Annotated in this window: 17 protein-coding genes; 13 read left to right on the top strand and 4 right to left on the bottom strand. The window is 46.5% G+C overall.

The features are described from left to right. Positions 1-3 precede the first annotated feature (3 nt). The gene (locus tag GWG06_RS00725) at positions 4-1,773 is read left to right on the top strand and encodes a RagB/SusD family nutrient uptake outer membrane protein (protein WP_160710815.1); all 1,770 of its coding nucleotides are present in this window, start codon (positions 4-6) and stop codon (positions 1,771-1,773) included. Between the two features lie 425 nt (positions 1,774-2,198). On the opposite strand, the gene GWG06_RS00720 is transcribed toward GWG06_RS00725, so the two are convergent. After that, positions 2,199-2,498 (bottom strand): hypothetical protein, encoded by a 300-nt coding sequence (locus GWG06_RS00720; RefSeq protein ID WP_160710814.1) that lies wholly within the window; start codon positions 2,496-2,498, stop codon positions 2,199-2,201. A gap of 297 nt (positions 2,499-2,795) precedes the next feature. Here GWG06_RS00720 and GWG06_RS00715 point away from each other — a divergent pair, with 297 nt between their 5' ends. The 9 genes from GWG06_RS00715 to GWG06_RS00675 all read left to right on the top strand — a co-directional run bounded on the left by GWG06_RS00715 (position 2,796) and on the right by GWG06_RS00675 (position 11,426). After that, positions 2,796-3,821 carry a helix-turn-helix transcriptional regulator gene (locus tag GWG06_RS00715; RefSeq protein WP_127033839.1) on the top strand — a complete coding sequence of 342 codons (1,026 nt, stop codon included), beginning with the start codon at positions 2,796-2,798 and terminating at the stop codon, positions 3,819-3,821. Between the two features lie 367 nt (positions 3,822-4,188). Beyond that, positions 4,189-5,712, top strand: coding sequence for a hypothetical protein (locus tag GWG06_RS00710; protein ID WP_160710813.1), 1,524 nt, complete (start codon positions 4,189-4,191; stop codon positions 5,710-5,712). Positions 5,713-5,736: 24 nt separating this feature from the next. Beyond that, positions 5,737-8,412 carry a class III lanthionine synthetase LanKC N-terminal domain-containing protein gene (locus tag GWG06_RS00705; RefSeq protein ID WP_160710812.1) on the top strand — a complete coding sequence of 892 codons (2,676 nt, stop codon included), beginning with the start codon at positions 5,737-5,739 and terminating at the stop codon, positions 8,410-8,412. A 24-nt stretch (positions 8,413-8,436) separates the two neighbouring features. Then, positions 8,437-8,868: a MauE/DoxX family redox-associated membrane protein gene (locus tag GWG06_RS00700; RefSeq protein WP_160710811.1), complete on the top strand. Its 432-nt coding sequence runs from the start codon at positions 8,437-8,439 to the stop codon at positions 8,866-8,868. A gap of 134 nt (positions 8,869-9,002) precedes the next feature. After that, entirely contained in the window at positions 9,003-9,227 is a 225-nt protein-coding gene (locus tag GWG06_RS00695; protein ID WP_160710810.1) for a hypothetical protein, read from the top strand. Positions 9,228-9,542: 315 nt separating this feature from the next. Beyond that, positions 9,543-9,767 carry a hypothetical protein gene (locus GWG06_RS00690; protein ID WP_160710809.1) on the top strand — a complete coding sequence of 75 codons (225 nt, stop codon included), beginning with the start codon at positions 9,543-9,545 and terminating at the stop codon, positions 9,765-9,767. An 81-nt stretch (positions 9,768-9,848) separates the two neighbouring features. Then, positions 9,849-10,070, top strand: a complete 222-nt coding sequence (locus tag GWG06_RS00685) for a hypothetical protein (RefSeq protein ID WP_160710808.1) — start codon at positions 9,849-9,851, stop codon at positions 10,068-10,070. Positions 10,071-10,136: 66 nt separating this feature from the next. Further along, positions 10,137-11,177 (top strand): hypothetical protein, encoded by a 1,041-nt coding sequence (locus tag GWG06_RS00680; RefSeq protein WP_160710807.1) that lies wholly within the window; start codon positions 10,137-10,139, stop codon positions 11,175-11,177. 33 nt (positions 11,178-11,210) lie between these two features. Then, positions 11,211-11,426, top strand: coding sequence for a hypothetical protein (locus tag GWG06_RS00675; RefSeq protein ID WP_127033820.1), 216 nt, complete (start codon positions 11,211-11,213; stop codon positions 11,424-11,426). 71 nt (positions 11,427-11,497) lie between these two features. On the opposite strand, the gene GWG06_RS00670 is transcribed toward GWG06_RS00675, so the two are convergent. The 3 genes from GWG06_RS00670 to GWG06_RS00660 are packed head-to-tail and all read right to left on the bottom strand — an operon-like array spanning position 11,498 to position 17,551. Beyond that, positions 11,498-12,829 (bottom strand): TlpA family protein disulfide reductase, encoded by a 1,332-nt coding sequence (locus GWG06_RS00670; RefSeq protein ID WP_160710806.1) that lies wholly within the window; start codon positions 12,827-12,829, stop codon positions 11,498-11,500. Positions 12,830-12,869: 40 nt separating this feature from the next. Beyond that, positions 12,870-14,228: a RagB/SusD family nutrient uptake outer membrane protein gene (locus GWG06_RS00665; RefSeq protein WP_160710805.1), complete on the bottom strand. Its 1,359-nt coding sequence runs from the start codon at positions 14,226-14,228 to the stop codon at positions 12,870-12,872. Positions 14,229-14,254: 26 nt separating this feature from the next. Next, positions 14,255-17,551, bottom strand: coding sequence for a SusC/RagA family TonB-linked outer membrane protein (locus GWG06_RS00660; RefSeq protein ID WP_160710804.1), 3,297 nt, complete (start codon positions 17,549-17,551; stop codon positions 14,255-14,257). Between the two features lie 480 nt (positions 17,552-18,031). On the opposite strand from GWG06_RS00660, the gene GWG06_RS00655 reads away from it, so the two are divergent. From GWG06_RS00655 to GWG06_RS00645, 3 genes are read left to right on the top strand one after another with little or no spacing between them, the layout of a single operon-like run. Beyond that, positions 18,032-18,646 (top strand): sigma-70 family RNA polymerase sigma factor, encoded by a 615-nt coding sequence (locus GWG06_RS00655; RefSeq protein ID WP_160710803.1) that lies wholly within the window; start codon positions 18,032-18,034, stop codon positions 18,644-18,646. A gap of 38 nt (positions 18,647-18,684) precedes the next feature. Next, the gene (locus GWG06_RS00650; protein WP_160710802.1) at positions 18,685-19,824 is read left to right on the top strand and encodes a FecR family protein; all 1,140 of its coding nucleotides are present in this window, start codon (positions 18,685-18,687) and stop codon (positions 19,822-19,824) included. A gap of 6 nt (positions 19,825-19,830) precedes the next feature. Continuing rightward, a complete protein-coding gene (locus GWG06_RS00645; RefSeq protein WP_160710801.1) occupies positions 19,831-20,922 on the top strand; it encodes a glycoside hydrolase family 2 TIM barrel-domain containing protein in 1,092 nt (363 codons plus the stop codon). The last annotated feature ends 4 nt before the right edge of the window (positions 20,923-20,926 follow it).

Here is a 20,926-nt window from a genome sequence, read left to right as displayed (position 1 = left end):
GATATGAAAAAGATACAAATCATTTTGCTGACGGTGCTGGGCATGGGTATTTTTTCTTCCTGCCTGAAGAAGAACCTGCTGGACCCTGTTATCAATACCAATCTCAATGAAGCCAGCGTATTTGCCGACAGTGCGCGTACCATGGATTACCTGATCGGCGGTATTTACACAGACCTGGGCATCAACAATTATTTCAGGCGTTATTCTTCCAACGGGCTGGCCGAATGTGCCGATGAGTCCAGCTTTAAGCTGTTCGGCGGCACGCAGAATTCTGTGATGGTGATTCTGGGTACGCTGAATCCTGATGCCACCGGTCCGTATGAAGTAGCCTATAATTCATCCTATGATAATATCCGCCGGGTAAATATTTTTCTGAAGAATCTGCCCAACACTCCGTTATCCGGAGAGCTGAAGGTGCGGGTAAAAGCGGAAGCGCGCTTTCTGCGGGCCTGGTTTTATGCGCAGCTGCTGATGCATTTCGGGGGTATGCCGATTGTAGGCGACACCATTTATGCACCCACGCAGCGTATTATTCATGAGCGGGCCACGATAGAACAGATGGTACAATACATTGTATCGGAACTGGATGCAGCGCGTCCTGACCTGCCTGATCCTGTATCAGAGAGATCAGAAGATTACGGCCGCGCCAATCAGGGTTTCTGCATGGCGCTTAAAGCCAAGATCCTGTTATATGCAGCCAGTCCGCTGATGAACGGTGGCAATGCGCAGTATCCGCCCAAGGGAGATCCGGCGGCAAAGTATGTCAGCGCCCCGGTGTACCGGCCCGAAAGATGGCAGGCAGCAGAAACGGCGTTATCAGCCCTTATTAACACCGGCTGGTATTCGCTGGTGGTAGATAATTCCAAACCGGGGCTGGGTTTTTACAAGCTGTTCATCACGCGTAAGAATTCAGAATATATCATTGCTGCGATGACGGATAAGAACCGCAGCATGGAACGGCAGGTGATGCCGCCTTCCCGTAACGGCAACTCCAATTCGCTGCCGGTGCATAACCTGGTAAAGGATTTCGGTACCAATGAAGGTAAATCCATCGATGACCCCACCTCCGGTTACAATCCGGAGAATCCTTTTGTAAACCGCGATCCGCGGTTTGGTTACACCTTTATCTACAATGGCGCGCCCTGGCTGAACCGTGTGACCAACAAAAAGGATGCGCCGGTGTGGACGTATTACAATGCACCGTCTGACGGATATAATACTGCTTTATTTCATACCGGTTATTTCTTCCGGAAGATGTGCCATGAGAGTGCCGATGGTACAGGCGGCACCAATCCGGAGCGGGTGTTGCCCCTGATCCGGTATGCTGATATACTGCTGATGCATGCAGAAGCGGTGAACGAATCGCAGGCTGCCGGAGAAAATTCACCGGCGCCGCAGCTGGCTTATACGCGGCTGATGGAGATCCGTGAGCGGGCGGGCATCAGGCCGGGTAACCCGGTACTGTACGGATTGAAGGCGGGCATGACCAAGGCAGAGATGCGTAAGGCCATCCAGCTGGAACGCCGGGTGGAGCTGGCTTATGAGGATGCGCGTTTCTTTGATGTGCGGAGATGGATGATAGCGATGGAGACGCAGAATGTGACGCTGACGGCGTTGAAGATGACGCCTACCGGCAGCAGCACCTATAAATATGAGGTAGTGCCGATCACGTATAATGCGCGGCATAATTTCCGGCTGCCGATGCATTACTTCCCGCTGCCGATGGTGGAGACGGGCCGTAATACGGCGATGCTGCAAAATCCGGGCTACTGATGTCTTAATATACCTTCGGCTTTTGTGCTGTCAGGATAAATGATGGTTGCCGGTACACCAGGCCGGCAGGATATCATCTTAAACTGTACAACACAAAAGCCGAAGGCTTTTTTTATGCGTATGGAAGTTGAAATGGAGCCTTTAGTCAGGTCAATACCCTGTCTCCTTAAAAATATCCGGATAATTCAAGGATATAGTTCAGGTATTGCTCATAGTAAAAAAACATAAACATAGTTACTCGGTTTTAAAAGCATTGAATGATAAGAAACACATGATAAAATTATTCCGGAATAATACAGGTGCATATTACGGATTCCTTTCGCTGCAAATGTTAACTACTTCTTAATGCCCCCGGTTTAAATGTTAACCACTTCCTAATACACATATGTTCACAGGTTACTTAGGATCTGCAGGCTGGCTTACAGCTATTGATTTCTTTCCCTGATATCTGCGATCATTTCTTCCAGTTTCGCTTTAAAGGTGCTGCAGCAGCAGTCATGCAGGGTAAAGTTGAGCTGTCCTTTTCCCAGTCCCATATATGATATGCCGATGGTGGCGGTAGCAGAAGTATGTTCGCTGCAGCGGATACGGCTGTAATGCCTGTTAAGGGTATCTACCATATTACGCAGTACGGGGCTGCTGATCTTAGTGTCGAGCCGGTCGATGTAATCCCCGAGGGACGGGTTCTCCGGGAGGGCCTGTTCGGTGGCGATAAATTTTAACATAGGATATAGCGGATTTTTTATACAGTATATAATAAACGGCGCATGTTTTAGAAGAGCCGCGATAAATATACAAATCCTTAATAAAAACTTAACATAACCGCCGGTTTACCGCAGCATTGCCGGATAAATTGCAGAAGAGGCAAAGCAGCCAGATACAACGGGCTGGCATAACAGGAGAAACCCATGAATAAGAAACCCTGATACCGGGGCGCCACGGGCCCTATTATCATAATCTATCCGATACAACAGGCAGACATCCGTTGCTGCATAATCTTTACTCAACATAATCGTAATGCAATGCTGACAATAGAATTCCAGGGGAGCATCCATTTTCAGGTCCCTGTAGAGATGGAAATGGCGGTAAAAACATCATCAGATTTACCGCCTGTACATAGCCCCCACCGGATCAGTGAAGCCGCGCTGCGCTATACGGAAGGGCCTTTCGGTAGTTTTATCTCCCAGGAGATACGTACCACCGACTGGGTCATCAACTGGATACATTCGTTCATCAACCACCCCGTTACCCTCGAAACTACGGTATCGCAGCCGATGGTAACGCTCTGCAGCGTACTGCAGGGCAGTCATAGCTGGCAGCTGCACGGGGAACATCAGCACGTAAACCTGCAGCAGCACACCAGCCAGTTTTATTATGTACCGGCCGACATGCCGCATGAAATCCTGCTGAAGAAAGGGACGCACCAGCTCATGTTTGTATCCTTCTCTCCTGATTATGTAGGTGTTTTCTCTGATCTGCATCCCTGGTTCCGGGATATCAACTACAAGCTGCTGCAGCAGTCTGGCAAAGCAGCCGTTTTACCGGCCTGCTTCCTGGGCAAAACAGAACTGGATGTACTGGACAGCATGCAGAAATCGCCGCAGCAGGGCGTCAAGAAAAAGTTTTTCCTCCATGCCCGTATCGTGGATATGGTAGTGTTATACATCTCTGCGCTGAGTAAGAACCAGGCTTATACATCCGGGGAGTGGTCCACCGAAAACAGGATCATCAATATCGCCGAATACATCCGGCAGCATTTTTCCTCTCCGCTGACAGTACCACAGCTCAGCCGCGATGCCGGCATGAGCGTATCCACCTTTGAACGCGCTTTCAAGCGGGTATTCGGGGAATCACCGCTGAACTATATCGTGGAATGCAGACTGCAGGAAGGCGCCCAGCTGCTTGCAGGCACGACTATACCCGTAAAGGAAATCAGCAACAACGTAGGATTCAGCAATCCTAACTACTTCACCACCTCTTTTAAAAAACGATTCGGCATCACGCCCCTGGACTACCGCCGCAATGGTCATATTGCCGAAAAAATATAGAAAGAATTACTAAAAATTGTAGTCTTCATTAAAAAAAAATTATCAATTTTATAACACGCCGGAAATAATTGCGTAACATTGGAATCATCAGAATACCTAAGCCAACAACAAAACCTCATCCTCATTATAACATTAAAGCGTAAACCCTTATAGTGTTAAGCTTATGCGTCCATTTGTAAAAACCATCACGTAGCAGGCACGCCTGTATACTCATATCTCTTATTCATGTTATAGCCTGTAACGTGTGATGTTGACTGTTTGCGGCACTATGCCGGAACCGGATTCAATATCTGCGCCTGTAAAAAAACCATATGCCGTCAGGGCATACAGCCATTGGCATGCCATAACCAGTTCAAAAAAAGAAATGATGGAAAAAGAACACGTAACGACTCAAAATAATCAGTCCTTTTCAGATTTTATCTTCCGGGAAAAAGCCAACCGCCAATACCTCCTCATCGCACTGGGAGCTATGGTGCTGCAACTGATTATTTTCAAGCTGCTGTATCCTTTTGCCGACTTCTTTTCCGATTCCTACAGCTACATTATGGCGGCGCAAACCAATGCCAACATCAGCATATGGCCTGTAGGATACTCCAAGTTCCTGCGTGCCTTTCACCTGATAACACATTCCGATACAGCGCTGGTAAGCTTCCAGTATATATTCCTGGAATTATCTTTCCTGTATTGCTTCTTCACCCTGCGCTACTTTTATCAGCCCGGGAAAAGCACCTCGCAGATCATCTTTGCGTTCCTGTTTTTCAACCCGCTGTTCCTGTATCTGAGCAATTACGTTTCCAGCGACCCGTTGTTTCTGGCGTTAAGCATACTCTGGTTTACACAGCTGCTGCGGATCATTCACCGGCCCGTATGGCATCAGGTAATTACGCATGGAATACTGCTGACCATACTGTTTACCATCCGGTACAATGCGATGTATTATCCGCTGGTAACGGCTGCAGCGTTTGTGTTGTCGCGGCGGCCAGTCATGTACAAAATTGCAGGAATAGTACTGCCGGTAGCGCTGATAGCGGGGTTTGTGAATTTTTCCAGGAATGAAGCAGAGAAGCTGACGGGTACCAAACAGTTTTCGTTGTTCAGCGGATGGCAGCTGGCGAATAATGCGCTGTATATGTATCCGTACATAAAGGTGGATGATATTAAGATTCCAGTAATCAGTACGGCCTTTCATCAGCAGGTGAAAACATACTTCGATACTGTATCCGCAGCAAGTGCAGGAGTATCTCCCACGGAAGGCGCATACTACATCAAATATCCCGGTGCCCCTCTGAAGCAGCACCTGTTTGCTGCAAGAGACGCACATCCGGATATGGGTATCGTAGAGCTGTGGGGACGAAGTGCAGCCATCTTCGGAGTATATGGCAATGCGCTTATCAAAGATCATCCCATTGCCTTCTTCCGGTATTTTTTACTTCCCAACAGCTATAATTTCATACTTCCTCCGCTGGAGAAACTGGAAATATATAATACCGGAGCCAGTGAAGTGAGTGAAAGCGCCCAGGAGTGGTTTGATTATAAGAGTACCCACATAAGCGCTGTAACCCCGGAACTGCAGACAATCCTGCTCTGGCCGTTTCCTGCATTGTTACTGATCATTCATGTGCTGTACATACTTTACTTCATACAGGCCATACGATACAGAAAGCAACTGAAACAACATCCGGAGCTTTACGGGAGCCTGATACTATCCGCAATACTATTCCTCGGCAATGCAGGATTTGGTATACTGGCCTCTCCGATTGTTTTCAGGTATGAGATATTCACCATGATTACTGCTTTATGGTATTATTTCCTGCTGCGGGAAAAATTAACGGCGCCGGCAGCGGACAGTACACCACAAAAAAACATGGTGGTAACCGCTACGGCTCACTGATTCATTATTAACTCATCAGCTCAAATGGATATGCAAAACGCTACCAATATACTTCAGGAAGAAAAGGTGATTACAGCAACTATGGATATCCCATGGGAAACCGAAGACTATGCAGCCTTGCTGCTCGCCCTGGGAATAGCGCATGAACTGGAAAACTTTTACCTGAAAGCCGGGCAGCCGGTTGCCGTACAAGGTTGGATACTGCATATATCCACTATAAAAAAACAGTTCCCTGCTGTACTGCAGGCCATCCTTCCTGTTCTTCGGGATAGGCAATTACCTTTCCGGATTCCTGCAACTGCAGACATAAAAGATCATATCATTGAAGGGCATCTCGGTATTTCTGATCAGGGGAAGGTAATTACTGTTTACCCGGAAAATGATGCCGCAGCAGTACAGATTGCGAAGGAGCTGATTGCCGCCACCGCCGGATTCACTGGCCCTGCTATTCCTACAGACATTCACCTGGGCCACCTGGTGTACACCAGATATGGAGGGCATACGCCGCAGGTGTTACTGGATGAACAGGGGTTGCCGGGAAAATATATTTACGATCACAAAGGAAGGCTGACGAAAGACAATTATCCTGTGCCATTCAAAATGCCGGCTGGTATAAAATGGCCATTCAGGGAAATCACAGCATTCAAAATACCCAGGTTAAAAAAAATATTCAGGAATAAATATCTGCCTTATATCATTATAAAGCCAGATCCCAAAGGTAGAGTCATAAAGGGAATAAACATTACCAGGTTCAACTGGTGCCTGATTAAGGAAGGGAAGAGAAACATGTTTGCAGATGATCACGGCCGTAATATTACAGAAAGGCTACAATGGCAGCGGTTCCTGCATGAAGAGCTTTCAGACAAGGTACCGATTCCTAAAATCATCGATTACTTTGAAGATGACGGAGATGTGTACCTGGTAATGGAATTCGTGGAAGGAGTATGTCTGGATGATTACTACAGGCTCATATTCAACAGTAATACCTGGAACGCAATTCTTACCTCATCGAAAATAACGATCCTTAACTATCTGCTGGAGATAATAGATCATATTGACATACTGCATAAAAATGGATATATCCACAGGGATATCACTACTGCCAATTTTATGATAAGCACCCGGAAAAAAATAGTGATGATTGACCTGGAGTTGGCTTACAACATAAAAATAAACAGGCCGGATCCTCCGTTCAAACTGGGTACTCCGGGGTATATGTCCCCGGAACAGGAGAATACGGAACACCCGGATCCGGCTCAGGATATTTACAGTATCGGTGCTATGCTGCTCGCTACTTTCAGCTCTTTTCAGCCATTACTTTTCACCGGCCAGGATACTGAAATCATGGAAGAAAATATTCACTACTTCATTCATGATAACACAGTAGCCAACCTTATCATACAATGTCTTCATCATGATCCGGCAGCCAGACCACAGATAGAAGAAATTGCTGCCGTGCTGCAGGCTTACAGGGACAGGCTAAATGATGCTGACATCATTGGATTCAAGGCTCCGGAAAAGGACCGCATACAGGCGCACGTTATCCAGGCAATCAAAGGATTAACACATCCGAAAATGTTGTCTCTCAATTACTGGTTATCCCCTACCATAAACGAGGAAGGCATAAAAAACCAGGGGCATCTTGATAAAACATTTTATGCCGGGTTACATGAAGGAGTAAGCGGTGTCATTTATCTGCTGGCGTACGCCTCCGGAAGAGGATTTGATATATCCACAGCTGCGGAACAGATTACCGCGAACTGGAATATAGTGTTAAGTCATTATCTCGCATTGTTGCCGGAGCTGGCTCCGGGGCTATATGCCGGATCAGCAGGAATAGCCCTGGCATTAAATGCGGGTATACGCGCCGGCATATTTCCGGATGATGCCACTAATAAAACATACCTGCAACGGTCGCTGGACATTCCTCTCGGCGGACTGGACCTAGCAAATGGCGCAGCAGGTATCGGCCTGGCTGTCCTGCAGTGTAGTGACGCACTGGATACAGACTTTACCGTGAGGCGATTGCAGGACCTTACAGATTATATCCTGAAAGCACAGCAAAGTAATGGCAGCTGGACATTCAGCAAGGACCGGAAATCCGGTACCATATTGGGATTTTCCTTTGGTGTAGCGGGTATTATTCTTTTCCTGCTCGAATGCAGTGAGTTCCTGGAAAACAAAACTATTGCAGACAGTGCTTTCAAAGCCTTGAAGTGGCTCACTGCCCAACGGAAGGAAGAAAACGGCATACATTTCTGGAAAGATAACACAATGGACAGTGAAGGAGATTACTATCTCGGCAAAGGTACCTGCGGTATTACACTGGCTTATATCAGGGCATATGAGCTGAGCAGAGATCCCCTTTACCGGGAGATTGCAGAAAATGCACTCTCCGGATACCCGGAAAACCTGTTAACCAGGAATACTACGCAAAGCTATGGCATGAGCGGCCTGGGAGAAGTGTACCTGGAAGCATACCGTGTTTTCGGAAATGAAAAATGGAAACAACGCGCCGAAAGGCTTGCAGGCATCCTGCTGCACACGGCACAGGTTACTGCAGCGGGTAATTACTGGCTTACAGACAATCCCGAACTGCCTCATGCAGATCTGATGATTGGTAATGCCGGCATAATAAGATTTCTTATCCGTTGTCTGGATCCTTTTAATACCCGGCCCTTCTACTCTCCGGTGAAATAACTGCAACGCTAAAATTATACTGCTATGCAAAAGAACAAAGTACTGGAAATTATTGCCTCGCCATTGATATGCCTGTTTACCTATGCAGGACTCAGCAAACTGATAGCTTACCAGACATTCATCAATCAGTTGGGACAGTCTCCTTTTATTTCAAAATATGCAGCCACCATTGCCTGGGCTATTCCGGCAATAGAATTACTGATAGTACTGCTGTTGCTTTTCAAGCGCTACAGGTCCATCGGATTATACGCCTCCTTTTTCCTCATGGCATTATTTACGGGTTACATTTTTGCCATGCTGCGCTTCAGTGAACAACTACCCTGTTCTTGCGGAGGGGTATTGGCTGTCATGAACTGGCAGCAACACTTATGGTTTAACATTTTCTTTACCTGCCTGGCGCTCTCCGGCGTCATTATACAGGAAAGAAAAGAAAATGCCAGCCCGGCTGTCGGATGATAAATCAGTCAACATACACTGCTTATAACCAATAACGTAAATAACAGGAATGCCGCTGAAAACCTGAAGAAAAAAGTAAGCATTTTATCAATTCAGATTTTTTATTGTCTTTTGATTTAAAAGCATCCCATATTATGAAACACTTAAAAATAGGTATTACCGCTGTTGCGCTGCTTATTGGTCTGATCAGCTCCTTCACTTCAAAAGCCAGCCGCGCTGTTGGTAGCTATATCACTACTGTCGTCTCTCATAGAATTTTTCCTCCTGGAACAGTTTGTACTGGCACTACGGTTTTTTGTGGTAACCTGCACACTTTTGGTGGAAAAATCATTCGTCCGGTATTTACCAACAAAAAATAATCATTTCATAGGCTCTTCAGCGTATCTAAGAGTCTTCTTTTCTCATAAAAGGTTACATTAAAATCAGCTGTCATGAACTGGCAGCAACACTTATGGTTTAACATTTTCTTTACCTGCCTGGCGCTGTCCGGTGTCATCATACAGGAAAGAAAAGAAAATGCCAGCCCCGGCTGTCGGATGATAAATCATTCAACATACTCTTCTTAAAACTTATTACGTAATAACAGGAATGCCGCTGAAAACCTGCAGAAAAAAGTAAGCATTTCATCAATTCAAAGTTTTTATTGCTTTTTGATTAAAAAAGCATCCCATATTATGAAACACTTAAAAATAGGTATTACCGCTGTTGCGCTGCTTGTTGGTCTGATCAGCTCTTTCACTTCAAAAGCTAGCCGCGCTGCTGGTAGCTATATCACTACTATCAGAAATCACAGAGTTTTTGCTCCTGGAACAGTTTGTACAGGCAATCAGGTTCTTTGTGGTCACCTGCACACTGTTGGTGGCAAAACCCTGGGTCCGGTATTTACCAACGTAAAATAATCATTTCAAAGGCTCTTCAGCATGCTGAAGAGCCTTTCTTTTCAGTAAAAGGGTATACTATTCTCCTGAAAATTACCTGTAATGAGAAAAATTAAAACAGGGATTACCGCAGTTGCACTATTAACAGGTATAATCACTGCATTTACCTCCCGCGCCGGCAAAGCTCTTGGCAGCTATATTACCACCATTCACGGACACCGCGTATTTACCCCCGGAACTGTTTGTACAGGTTATCATATCCTATGTGGACATTTACATACAGCTGGAGGCAAAACACTGGGGCCGGTGAAATCTGAACATTAACATTAACTCCTGGATGAAATTCAGAACGCGGCGGACAAACTTTATAACATACAACAAACCATTGATATGAAAATACTAGTCAGGTGCCTGGGATTACTGATACTTGCTTTCCTCGTACTCTTTATCCTATGGCTGAATACGGATAAAAAGAATGAATATAAGAACGGTTTCAGCAGAAAATTTCTTTCCGGCATTGTGACAGATTCCAGATCCTATACAATTGACCCGCAAACATATACTGACCTTTGCGGAGCGAATGAGTCAAAAATATATTTCAAGCCCCGGATGATAGGCTCCATCATAGCCACAGACTGGCATTTTGAAAATAAAACCACCATTAATCTTGGTCTTTCTGAAGAGCTGAAGAAGCAGATTGGATATGCCTATACTGCAGAAGTTGACTCCCCTTTCATTTACCTTTACCCGTATAATATTCCAGCTGTTATTATTTATCATCTGTCCAGTGGCAAAACCTCTGTTATCCGCAAACCAGGTACTTTTTATACCCGCAGCGTTGCAGTTACTGACAGCAGCTTCATCTTCCGTCAGTTTATTACCGGCGAAAAAGACCAGAACTTTTCTTCCTGGAAAATCAGTAATAACCAACTTACAAAAGAAGTCTCCTTTTTCCCTATACTAAAAGACGAAGGTATTTCTACAGATGGATTTCTGCTGTACAGCAAGCCGGAAAATCTGTTGTTATATTCCTCCTTCTACAAAAACAGTTTCTATCTGTTTGACACCAGTTTACAGCTGGTTAATACATTCAAAACAATAGATACCATCACTGCTCCCAATATTAAAACCGGAGAGATAAACGGTGTCCTCAGCACCAATGTGGTACCTAAAAAAATGGTGAACAGAAACAGTATTATTTATGGCAATGTGGTCTTAAATGATTCCAGGCTGATGGCAGACAATGAAAAAAAGTCGGATTTCCTAAACAACAGCGTAATCGATATTTATCATCTGAAAAAAGGACAGTATATCGGCAGTTTCTATCTGCCTGTAAAAGACAGGGATCTTCCTGTAAAGCTGGCCGCTATCGGCAACAAAATAGTGAGCATTGGTCATCGTTCACTGGTGATTGCTGACATTAAAATATAATTTCCACATCCGTTTAACTTTTAAGCAACACTTATGAAAAAGATTAAAATCGGCATTACAGCTGCTGCCCTCCTGGCGGGCCTTACAAGCAGCTATGCCAGCACCGTTAAGGCAATTGGCACCTACATCACCACACTGACTACCGGCAGGGTATATGAAGTAGGTACTATCTGTACTTCCTCAGAAATATTGTGCGGCAGGTTGCATTCCGCAGGTGGAAGAATACTGGGACTGGTATTCAAATCCTGAACCTGCCAGAAAAAAGGCATGAAAACTCCGGAAGGAGTCTCCATGCCCAGGTATAATCAGCAATAAAGGCACTATTTGCGTTTACTTATTACCAGTACCTCCACTGGCCGGTCATTCACTTCTGTGACCGCAAAACCGTATTTTCCCAGCATACCACGTATTACCGACAGATCCATCGGCTTGCTGAAAGCATGATTATACTGCTCGGGAATAAAGAGATCCATTGTGATCTTCTGATCCTCATATCCTGTATCATTAATCAATGGTGGTGTATCACGGTAAACCCCCAACAGATCAATAATATCCCGGAATGTTCCGTTCTCTATTCTTACTACCGCCCCGTCCTTACGGATTATTTTGCGTGGTCCGTCACCGTGTGCCAGTATACTTTCCGGTTTATGATGCCTGGTTTTGCTTACTACCAGCGCCGGGACAACCGCTGTATCAAAACCGGCCACATACGGGAAGAACCTGTTTACTTCTTCCAGGAGATACTTCCTGAAAAACAAGCTATCCGATACCGCATCCGGCAGACTTAAACTGAAACAATACCGGGGTCTGTCTTCCTGATAAAACTCTTCTTCATTAATCAGCTTCCGCACGCCTCCGGTATCAATCATGGTTCTTTTCCCGTTAAACGGGCAAAAGTTCTTTCTCATGATGTATGGTACAAAAAACATCTGATACATGTCAGCATTCTGAAACATGAAAAAATTTCCCTTTTTCGCGTCACCGGGCAGGTAGGAATTCCCTCCTCCTATACCATCAATCCTTTCCGTTAATACCGCACTGTAAAGCGCTCTGGTTGTATTTCCTCCGTTTCCGTCAAGCAGCAATGGTTCCACAATACTGAAGTCAAGATTATCCTTTTTCACTTTCATTGTCAGCGGCCTTTTGGCCAGCAGGGCTGATATATTCTCTTCGTTTACTTCTTTTGCAGATGTCATGGCTACCACTGTTCCTTCTTCATCAATCCATACATCATGCGGCAGCAGAAAATGTGGGAACAGCTGCTGCAACACTTCATCTTCTACCACATTAGGTAACATGGGCAGTTGGTGTTTCTTTAAGAAATCCAGGACTCCCTTTTCATCATCCTTACTTCTTTTCTCAGAAACCGGTATAATAACTATTTTATCACCAAACTTTTCCTGCATACGCCCCAGGTCCGGCAAGGCTTTCACACATCCCCCGCACCAGGTAGCCCAGAAATCGAGAATAACTATTTTCCCTTTAAAATCTGAAAATTTTGCTGTGTTATGCTTGTAGTTAATCATTTTGCCCAGCGAAATATCCGGGATCTTATCTCCTACCTTCAAAGGACTATATACAGTTCCAGCTGCTTTTAAGGAAGACGGGATAAAAAAAATCCACATCAATACAATCATGCTACCAATTCGCATAGTGTTTCATTTTGAGTTATAGTTAGTGTTATTGTCAGCGCTAGTATCCTTTATTCTGTGTCAGCGCCGGGTTGGCTCCCAGTTCTACCTGCGGAATGGGATAGAGCGCCGCATGTTGTGTCCAGTTGCCAGGTTTGGCTCTGTTCATCACCGCATCAATACGACCTGTTCTTTTAAGGTCAAACCACCTGTCTCCCCATTCGGCGAACAGTTCCATTCTTCTTTCCTGTTCAATGGCATTCAGCATTTCAGAAAGCGTGTTTACCTGCAGGCTGTCAATTCCCGCCCTATGGCGGAGCGTATTTACATCATCAAGTGCGGTGGATATTTTCTCCTGCCTGGCACGCGCTTCTGCCCTGATCAGGTATTGTTCTGCCAGCCTGAAAAGGATGAAGTATTCTGCGTCCGGACCGGTAGCTGTCTGCCGTAATTTATACTTCGCCGGATAGTAGCTAACAGATCCGCCATACACTACGTTGCCTGTCCATGTAGATTTACGCAGATCTTTATCACTAAGGGCATTCATAAAATCCGGCGTGAGGGCGTAACTCAGGTTACCCGAAACGGGAATCAGCTGTGCGCCAAGCTGTGTGTATCCGAGGGAATTCCAAAGCTGAAGAATGGTTTCTGTACTGTTTTTGAGAAATACCTTTGACAGATCAGTATTCAATGTATACATCCCATTATTGATAACAGCTGAAGCCTGTTCCTCTGCTGCCTTCCAGTTGCTGGTGTAGAGATAAACCCTGGCGAGCAATGCGGTAGCAGTAGATTTATTGATCCTTGCCCTGTCTGCGCTGACATAAGCATCCCCTAAACTATCCCTGGCAGCGGTGAGGTCGGCGATTAGTTGTTTATAAATAGCGGCGGCGGCATTCCTGGGTGCAACGGCATTCGCTTTCACATCGGTGGTGAGTAACAGGGGAACCTCTCCGAAAAAATTCACCAGTTCAAAATAGCAGAATGCCCTGATGGTAAGTCCTTCTCCGTAAAGCTGCTTCCTGAGTGATACAGAAACATTTTTACTGGCGGAAAGGCCCTCCAGCAATGCATTTGACTCATAGATAAGTTTATAAAAATTAGTCCACATTCCTTTGGTGAAATTATCATTTGCTGGTACATTATTAACGTTGTATCCTCTCAGAGATCCGTTGTAATCAGACAGTTCATCGGCCGATAAGGCCGGGCATAACATAACATTCGCAGTTAAGAAGGCATCCCCCTTGAAACGGCCATATATATCCGTAATAGCGGATATAGCAGTATTATCATCTGCAAACACTTTACCGCTTGCCAGCTGATTTACCGGGGACTGTACCTCAATTAATTTTGTGCAAGCAGATAAAAACAAGGAACCGGTTGCCAGCAGGAGGAAGCATTTAGTATATTTTCTCTTCATAATTATTGCTTTGAAATCCCTGAACATCAGAATACGATTTGAGTGCCTATGGTAATTGTTTTTATCATCGGGGTGCTGTATTGTTGTCTGGGCGATTCCGGGTCTGAACCTTTATATCCTGTGAAGGTCAATAGATTCTGGCCCTGCAGGTAAATACGTCCCTGGCTCATACGGGCATGCCGTAACCAGGCTACCGGCAGGCTGTAAGACAACGACACATTTTTCAGTCTGATATAGGAAGCATCTCCCCAGAACCTGTCTGACAGAATGTAAGGCAGATATGCATTTCCTGCTGCGTTGTTTGCCCTGAGGGTAGTTGCTACCGGAACATCTGTGTTATCGCCGGGTTTGCGCCATCTGTTCATCGCTTCATCGGGTAATACCTTGGTTACACCGGGCCAGTAGAAAGGTGAATAACCTTCCTGTTTTACAAACTGAAACAGGAAATCGAGCTGAAAGCCTTTGTAGGAAACACTGTTACTGAGTCCGCCAAAAAAGTCAGGCATAGTTTTTCCCATGATATCCCGGTCTGTGCCATATGCAGGCAGGCTGGTATCTTTTCCGGAGGCAGATGCAAATACCGGCACGCCTGTTCCCGGATCAATTCTGAGATAATGATACCCCCTGACAATACTCAGCGATCGCCCTTCTACATAGGTATCTGCATAGGATGAGCCGGCGAGGCCGGGAAAGGAGATCAGTTTGTTGTCAGTAAAAGATATATTGAAAGATGATTTCCAGATCCAGGCACCGGATTTATGATTGATGGTGTTTAAAGTAAACTCCCAGCCTTTATTCTGTACCAGTGCCGGGAAGTTGGCCTGGTAGCTTAAGAAGCCTGTCTGGGATGGCAGCATGTAACCTACCAGCTGATTATCGCTCCGGTTGCTGAACCAGGAAGCTGTCAGCAATATCCTGTCTTTCAGCGCACCCAATTCCAGCCCCACTTCAAGTTTTCTGTTTCTTTCCCAGCTATAATCGGGGTTAGTTACTCTGGCTGGAGATAGTCCGGAGTTACCCTGATAGGTTGATCCGGAGCGGTAAGTAGACAGGTACTGATAGTCCGGTATCTGATCATTACCTACCAGCCCATAGCTGGCCCTGAGCTTACCAAAACTGATGATGGGGAAATTATCCTCTATGAAACGCTCTTTCGAAAATATCCATGCCGCACCGACAGCTCCGAAGTTGCCGAATTGTTTTCCGGGTCCGAACCTGGAAGAGCCGTCTCTCCGGAAGCTGGCATTAACAATATATTTTTCATTGAAATTATAGGTAGCGCGTCCGAAAAAAGATAAATACTTATATTCTGTAAATAGCGACGCAGGGGGATACAGCTGTGAGATATTACCGGCAGAACTTAAATTCTGTAACAGCGCATCACTACTAAAATTTTCTGCTGCTATAAACAAACTATTTGTATTGGAGTATTGCCAGGTTCCCCCTGCTAAAACATGCAGCTGCCCGCGTCCTATATCCCTGATATAATTAGCCTGTGGTTCTATGATATAGGTAGTGGTAGTGTTATCGCCAAATTTGGCTTCATTGTAATTGTCCCATGCTGTGGGGTCTTTAGCTGACTTAGGAAACATCAGCAATGAATTCAGATGCTGGCTGTTATATCCCAGGTTCAGCTGCAAGCTCAGGGAAGGAATAACTTTATATTTAAACTGAGCATTACCGGTAATAAGATTTGTTTTGGAGACAGCGGTATTCATGGTATTGGCCAGTGGATTGGAGCCTCCTATCCAGTTGAGCCGGCCTGTTGAATCATACAAAGGATAATTCGGATAAAGCGCAAAATTAAATCCGGAAGGCAATCCCCGGTTGTTATCTGCCGTATAGCTGACAGATACATTGGCGGCAAATCTGTTATTGATGGAATTATGATCCAGCGCTAACTTACCACCTCCGCGTATATACCGTGCATCTCCCGCAAAGATGGTGCTTTCATTCCTGTAGTTACCTCCCATCCAGAAACGCGTATGCTGATTACCACCTGAAATGCTGACCTGTGCATCTGTCACCTTTGCCGTATTGCCTATCAGCATTTTCTGAAAATCTGTATAGGCATCCGGTGAAAATATTTTAAGGTCAGGCGCATTCCCGGCAGTTGGATTAACACCGTCACTGGTAAATGCTTCCTTTCTGAGTTCCAGGTACTGCCTGGTATCGAGGGTAGGCACCAGGTGCGTGGCCTTACTCTGGCCGCTGTATACATTCATATCCAGCTTTGTTCTGCCGGCCTTCCCTTTTTTGGTGGTGATCAGTATTACGCCGTTAGCAGCACGCGAGCCGTAAATGGCAGTGGCGTCTGCATCTTTCAGTACCTCTATACTTTCAATATCTGCCGGGTTAATGCTGTTGAAGGGGCTAAGCGAGCCACTGGCGGTTTGCAGACTCCCGTTCCACTGATTCAGTGGTGTTGACCCGAAAGGCACGCCATCCACTATATACAACGGATCCTGGCCGGCTGCGATGGAATTAATCCCCCTGATCTGAATGCTCACATCGGATCCCGGCAGCCCACTGCTATTCGTCACCATTACTCCGGTCATTCTGCCCTGCAAAGCCTGCAGGGGGTTACCCACCGGCTGATCCTGTATGTCCTTGCTGGTAATCCTGCTGACACTGCCGGTATTGAAACGCTGGGTGGTGAGGCCGTAACCGACTACAATAGCCTCGTCCAGGGTACTGACATCCTGTGTAAGCACCACGATCATTTTCTTATGTTTGACAGCTGTTTCGTTGGTTTTATAACCAATGAAGCTGACTATCAGCCACGCATTCTCCGGCACTGCCAGTATTTTAAACTGCCCCTCCTCATCCGTTGTAGCGCCATTCCCCGTTCCCTTCACCTTCACGGTAGCGCCTATCACCGGCGAGCCGTCTGCGGCCACCACCTTACCTTCCAGCAGGGGTATCTTCGTGCCGCTGCTATCGTTTTTTTTCGCGGCTACGTTTTCTCTTCTTCTCACTACAATGGCTACATCATTATACATCCATTCCAGGTTCTTTCCCCGGAAGATATAGGCCAGCACATTATCCAGCTTCTCTTCGTGAAAATCGATGTTGATACGTTCGCTGCCATTGATACCGGAAGCATCGGAATTATACATCATGGTAAAACCTGTCTGGCTTTTGATAGCCTTGAAAACAGACCGGAGCGGGAGATTGGCGCCGGAAACGGTGACTTTCCGGCTGCCGGGATCGATACGGTACAGGGCCAGCACTTCATCTGCCTTGCAGATACAGATAAGGAATAAAGAGAACAACATCATCGAAAAACAAACTCCACCTCTTCTCAATAAAATTGTTTGCATAAAACTTCAATTTTAACAGGTAGTTTGAGTATTTGGGCGCTCCGTAACTTTAACAATGCAGATGAACTTATTCTCATGACAACTGCAATACATACACAGAACCTAAAAAAATGTACCACTGCTTAATGAAGTATTAACGGAAAGAAAAAGTACTATGCTTTAACAATTTCGTAATATAGGTGTTGATATAAGCGGAAACCCTTATCCGGCAAGAATTGCAACATGAAGTAAGCGATTGATGGTTAACAACTGATTCACATTTCCGTTAACAGTCTGTTCACGGAAACAACCCTGATCTCCTTTATCTTTAAACAGTACATTACGCTGACATCAAAGCGGAATTAATAGAATCATAACATCAGAATATATCTGTCGCGTGGCTATTTTTACTAAGATTGCGCCCTGTAAAGTTTTGCTCCGGCTTTATAGCTTCATTTCTTATTCTCATGCGACGGTATTTTTCAACTTGTGATTGTTTATATGACAACCTACGATCAGGATATAATTCTATTGGAACAGTTGCATACCGGCGACCCTGCCGCTTTTGCAACGGTATATAACCGATACCGGAACCCGCTCCGTTATCTTGCGGAAAGCCTGCTGAATGATGAAACCGATGCCCAGGACATTGTACAGGAATTTTTTATCGCCTTCTGGGAAAAGAAACTGTTCACACACATAGATCCTGCCCTTAGCAAAGGCGATGGCACCCTCATCAGAAACTACCTGCTGCGCTGCATCAAAAACAAATGTCTCAATCACCTGTCACGCAATAAGCGCCACGCAGTATCGCTGCAACAAACGCTCCTTGAAGAAACTACCCCGGAAAATTCGTATATTCCGGAAAGACAGCTGGAAAATAAAGAGCTGGAACTTCAACTGCTCCGCGCCATGGCCCAGGTACCGCCGCAGGCCGCCAGGATATTTGCACTGGCATACGGACAAAGCAAAAGCCGCAAGGAAATAGCCGCAGAACTGCGTATCAGCTCGCAGACAGTAGCAAACCTCCTGGCAAGAGCCGTCAAACGCCTCCGTACCGCCCTGAAAAATTCCCGGCAAACCTGTGGTACATCTCCTGCCAATAATGTGTATTAAAAGCATTGACCATTAAAGCAGGACAGAAATTTTTACACGTGAAGAAGATAGACATCACCTCCATATATGAACTGATGATTGCCCGGCAGACCGGCATCATCAGTGAAGAAGAAAGCCGGCATCTGGACCGGCTCATCCAGGATAACCCGGATGTAAAAATCCTGTGGGAGAAAATGCAGCAGGCACACTCCACCGAAACAGTAGCCGCCCGCTTCGCACAATACGACCGCGAATGGACAGACGCCTCCGACATTACCGCCGTTCCGTTCCGCCGGAAAACCAGCGCTTTCGCCAGGATCTCTGCCGTGGCCGCCACCGTATTGCTCGCATGCGCCGCCATCTATTTCCTGGTTAAACAACCAGCCGCCACCCCGGCAGCCGTCGCCGGAAACAAAAAGGCCATATTGCTGCAAACAGCCGGCGGAGAAACCATCGACCTCTCCGCCCTGCAACAGGATACCTTTTCTGTCAGCGGCGCTCACTTCTCCCGGAATAATAAATCACTCCGGTTCGATGTCACCGCTGATGAAGCAGATACCCGGACCATGAACACCCTCACGGTTCCCGTGGGCGCAGATTATCATATTGTGCTGGCAGACAAATCAGAAATATGGCTCAATTCAGCTACCACCCTGCAATTCCCTTTCAGCTTCCGGCAGGGCCGCCGCGAAATCACTATTAACGGAGAAGCCTATATGAAAATAAATGGCAGCGCCGACGCGCCTTTTATTGTACATACCCCACAGGGAGAGGTACGCGTACTGGGTACGGAGTTTAACGTCAATTCCTATGACAGCGCCACCACCAGGGTAGCCCTGGTAAAAGGCGCTGTACAGTTCAGCGGAAATGATGGCCAGGCCATCACCCTCCGCCCCGGCAGGGAAGTGGTATATAGAACAGATAGAAAAGCTGATGTACAACCCTTTGATGAAGACCTCCTCCTCTCCTGGCGGAAAGGCCATTACACCTTCAACGATGCTACCCTGCAGGATATTACCGCCGTACTGCCACGCTGGTTCGGCATAACCGTGGTCATGGACAATCCCGCCCTTACCCACGCAAAATTCACCGGAATTATGAACAGGAATGCTCCGATCACCTCGTTCCTCGACAACATCCGGTTTACCATGAAAATTGATTACTACTTCGACAAGGAAGGTATCCTGCATTTTAAATAACCAGTCATGCGCCTGAACACCCTCACCGCTATCCTCCTCTGCATATTGCATTATATGCCTTCATCTGCCCAGTCAAAGACCTGGACAGCAGAACAGGCCAACGCCTGGTACCGGCAGCAACCCTGGATGACCGGCGCTAACTTCACGCCGTCTACCGCCGTTAATCAGCTGGAGATGTGGCAGGCCGCCACCTTCGATACCGCTACCATCAGCCGGGAACTGGGCTGGGCCGCCGGTATAGGTATGAACTGCATGCGCGTATACCTGCATCATGTGGCCTGGCAGGAAGACAGCAGCGGGTTTAAGCACCGTATCGGTCAGTATCTTGCTATTGCAGACAGATACCATATCCGCACCATGTTTGTCTTCTTTGATGACTGCTGGAATAATGACTATGCTCCCGGCCCCCAGCCGGCGCCGAAACCATCCGTGCATAACAGCGGCTGGCTCAAGGATCCCGGCGACCGTATCGATACGCTGCCGCTGCTCATGGATACCCTGCAACGCTATGTGAAGGATATACTGAACACCTATAAAAACGATCCCCGCATCTGCATATGGGACCTGTACAATGAACCTGCCCACTTCGGCCACGGCGATAAAAGCTGGCCCCTGCTCCGGAATGTAGTGGCCTGGGCCAGAAGCATCGCCCTCTCACAGCCGGTCACCATCGGCGTATGGAGCGCTAAGTTCCCTGACTTCAACGAGTTTCAGCTACGCAACTCCGATATCATCACTTTCCATAACTACCGTGATACCACCTCCCTGCTGCAGGCCGTTGATACCCTGGCCACCTACGGCAAACCTGTCATCTGCACGGAATATATGAAACGGCCCGCCAACAGTCTCTTTAAAACCCATCTACCTATATTCAGAAACAAAAATATCGGCGCTATCAACTGGGGGCTGGTGGCCGGTAAAACACAAACCTGGTACCCACAGGGGAATAAAGGCGGCGAAGCGGCCCCCGTTATTTGGTATCATGATATATTTCAGCAGGACGGTACGCCACATCAGCCGGAAGAAGTAAAAATCATCCGGCAGCTGACACAGATCAATGAAACATTACAGGCCACAGCAGTTGACAAATCACGATAAGAAC

It is taken from the genome of Chitinophaga solisilvae, from assembly GCF_009928525.1.
Taxonomy (GTDB): domain Bacteria; phylum Bacteroidota; class Bacteroidia; order Chitinophagales; family Chitinophagaceae; genus Chitinophaga; species Chitinophaga solisilvae.
This window is presented reverse-complemented; position numbering and strand designations above follow the sequence as displayed.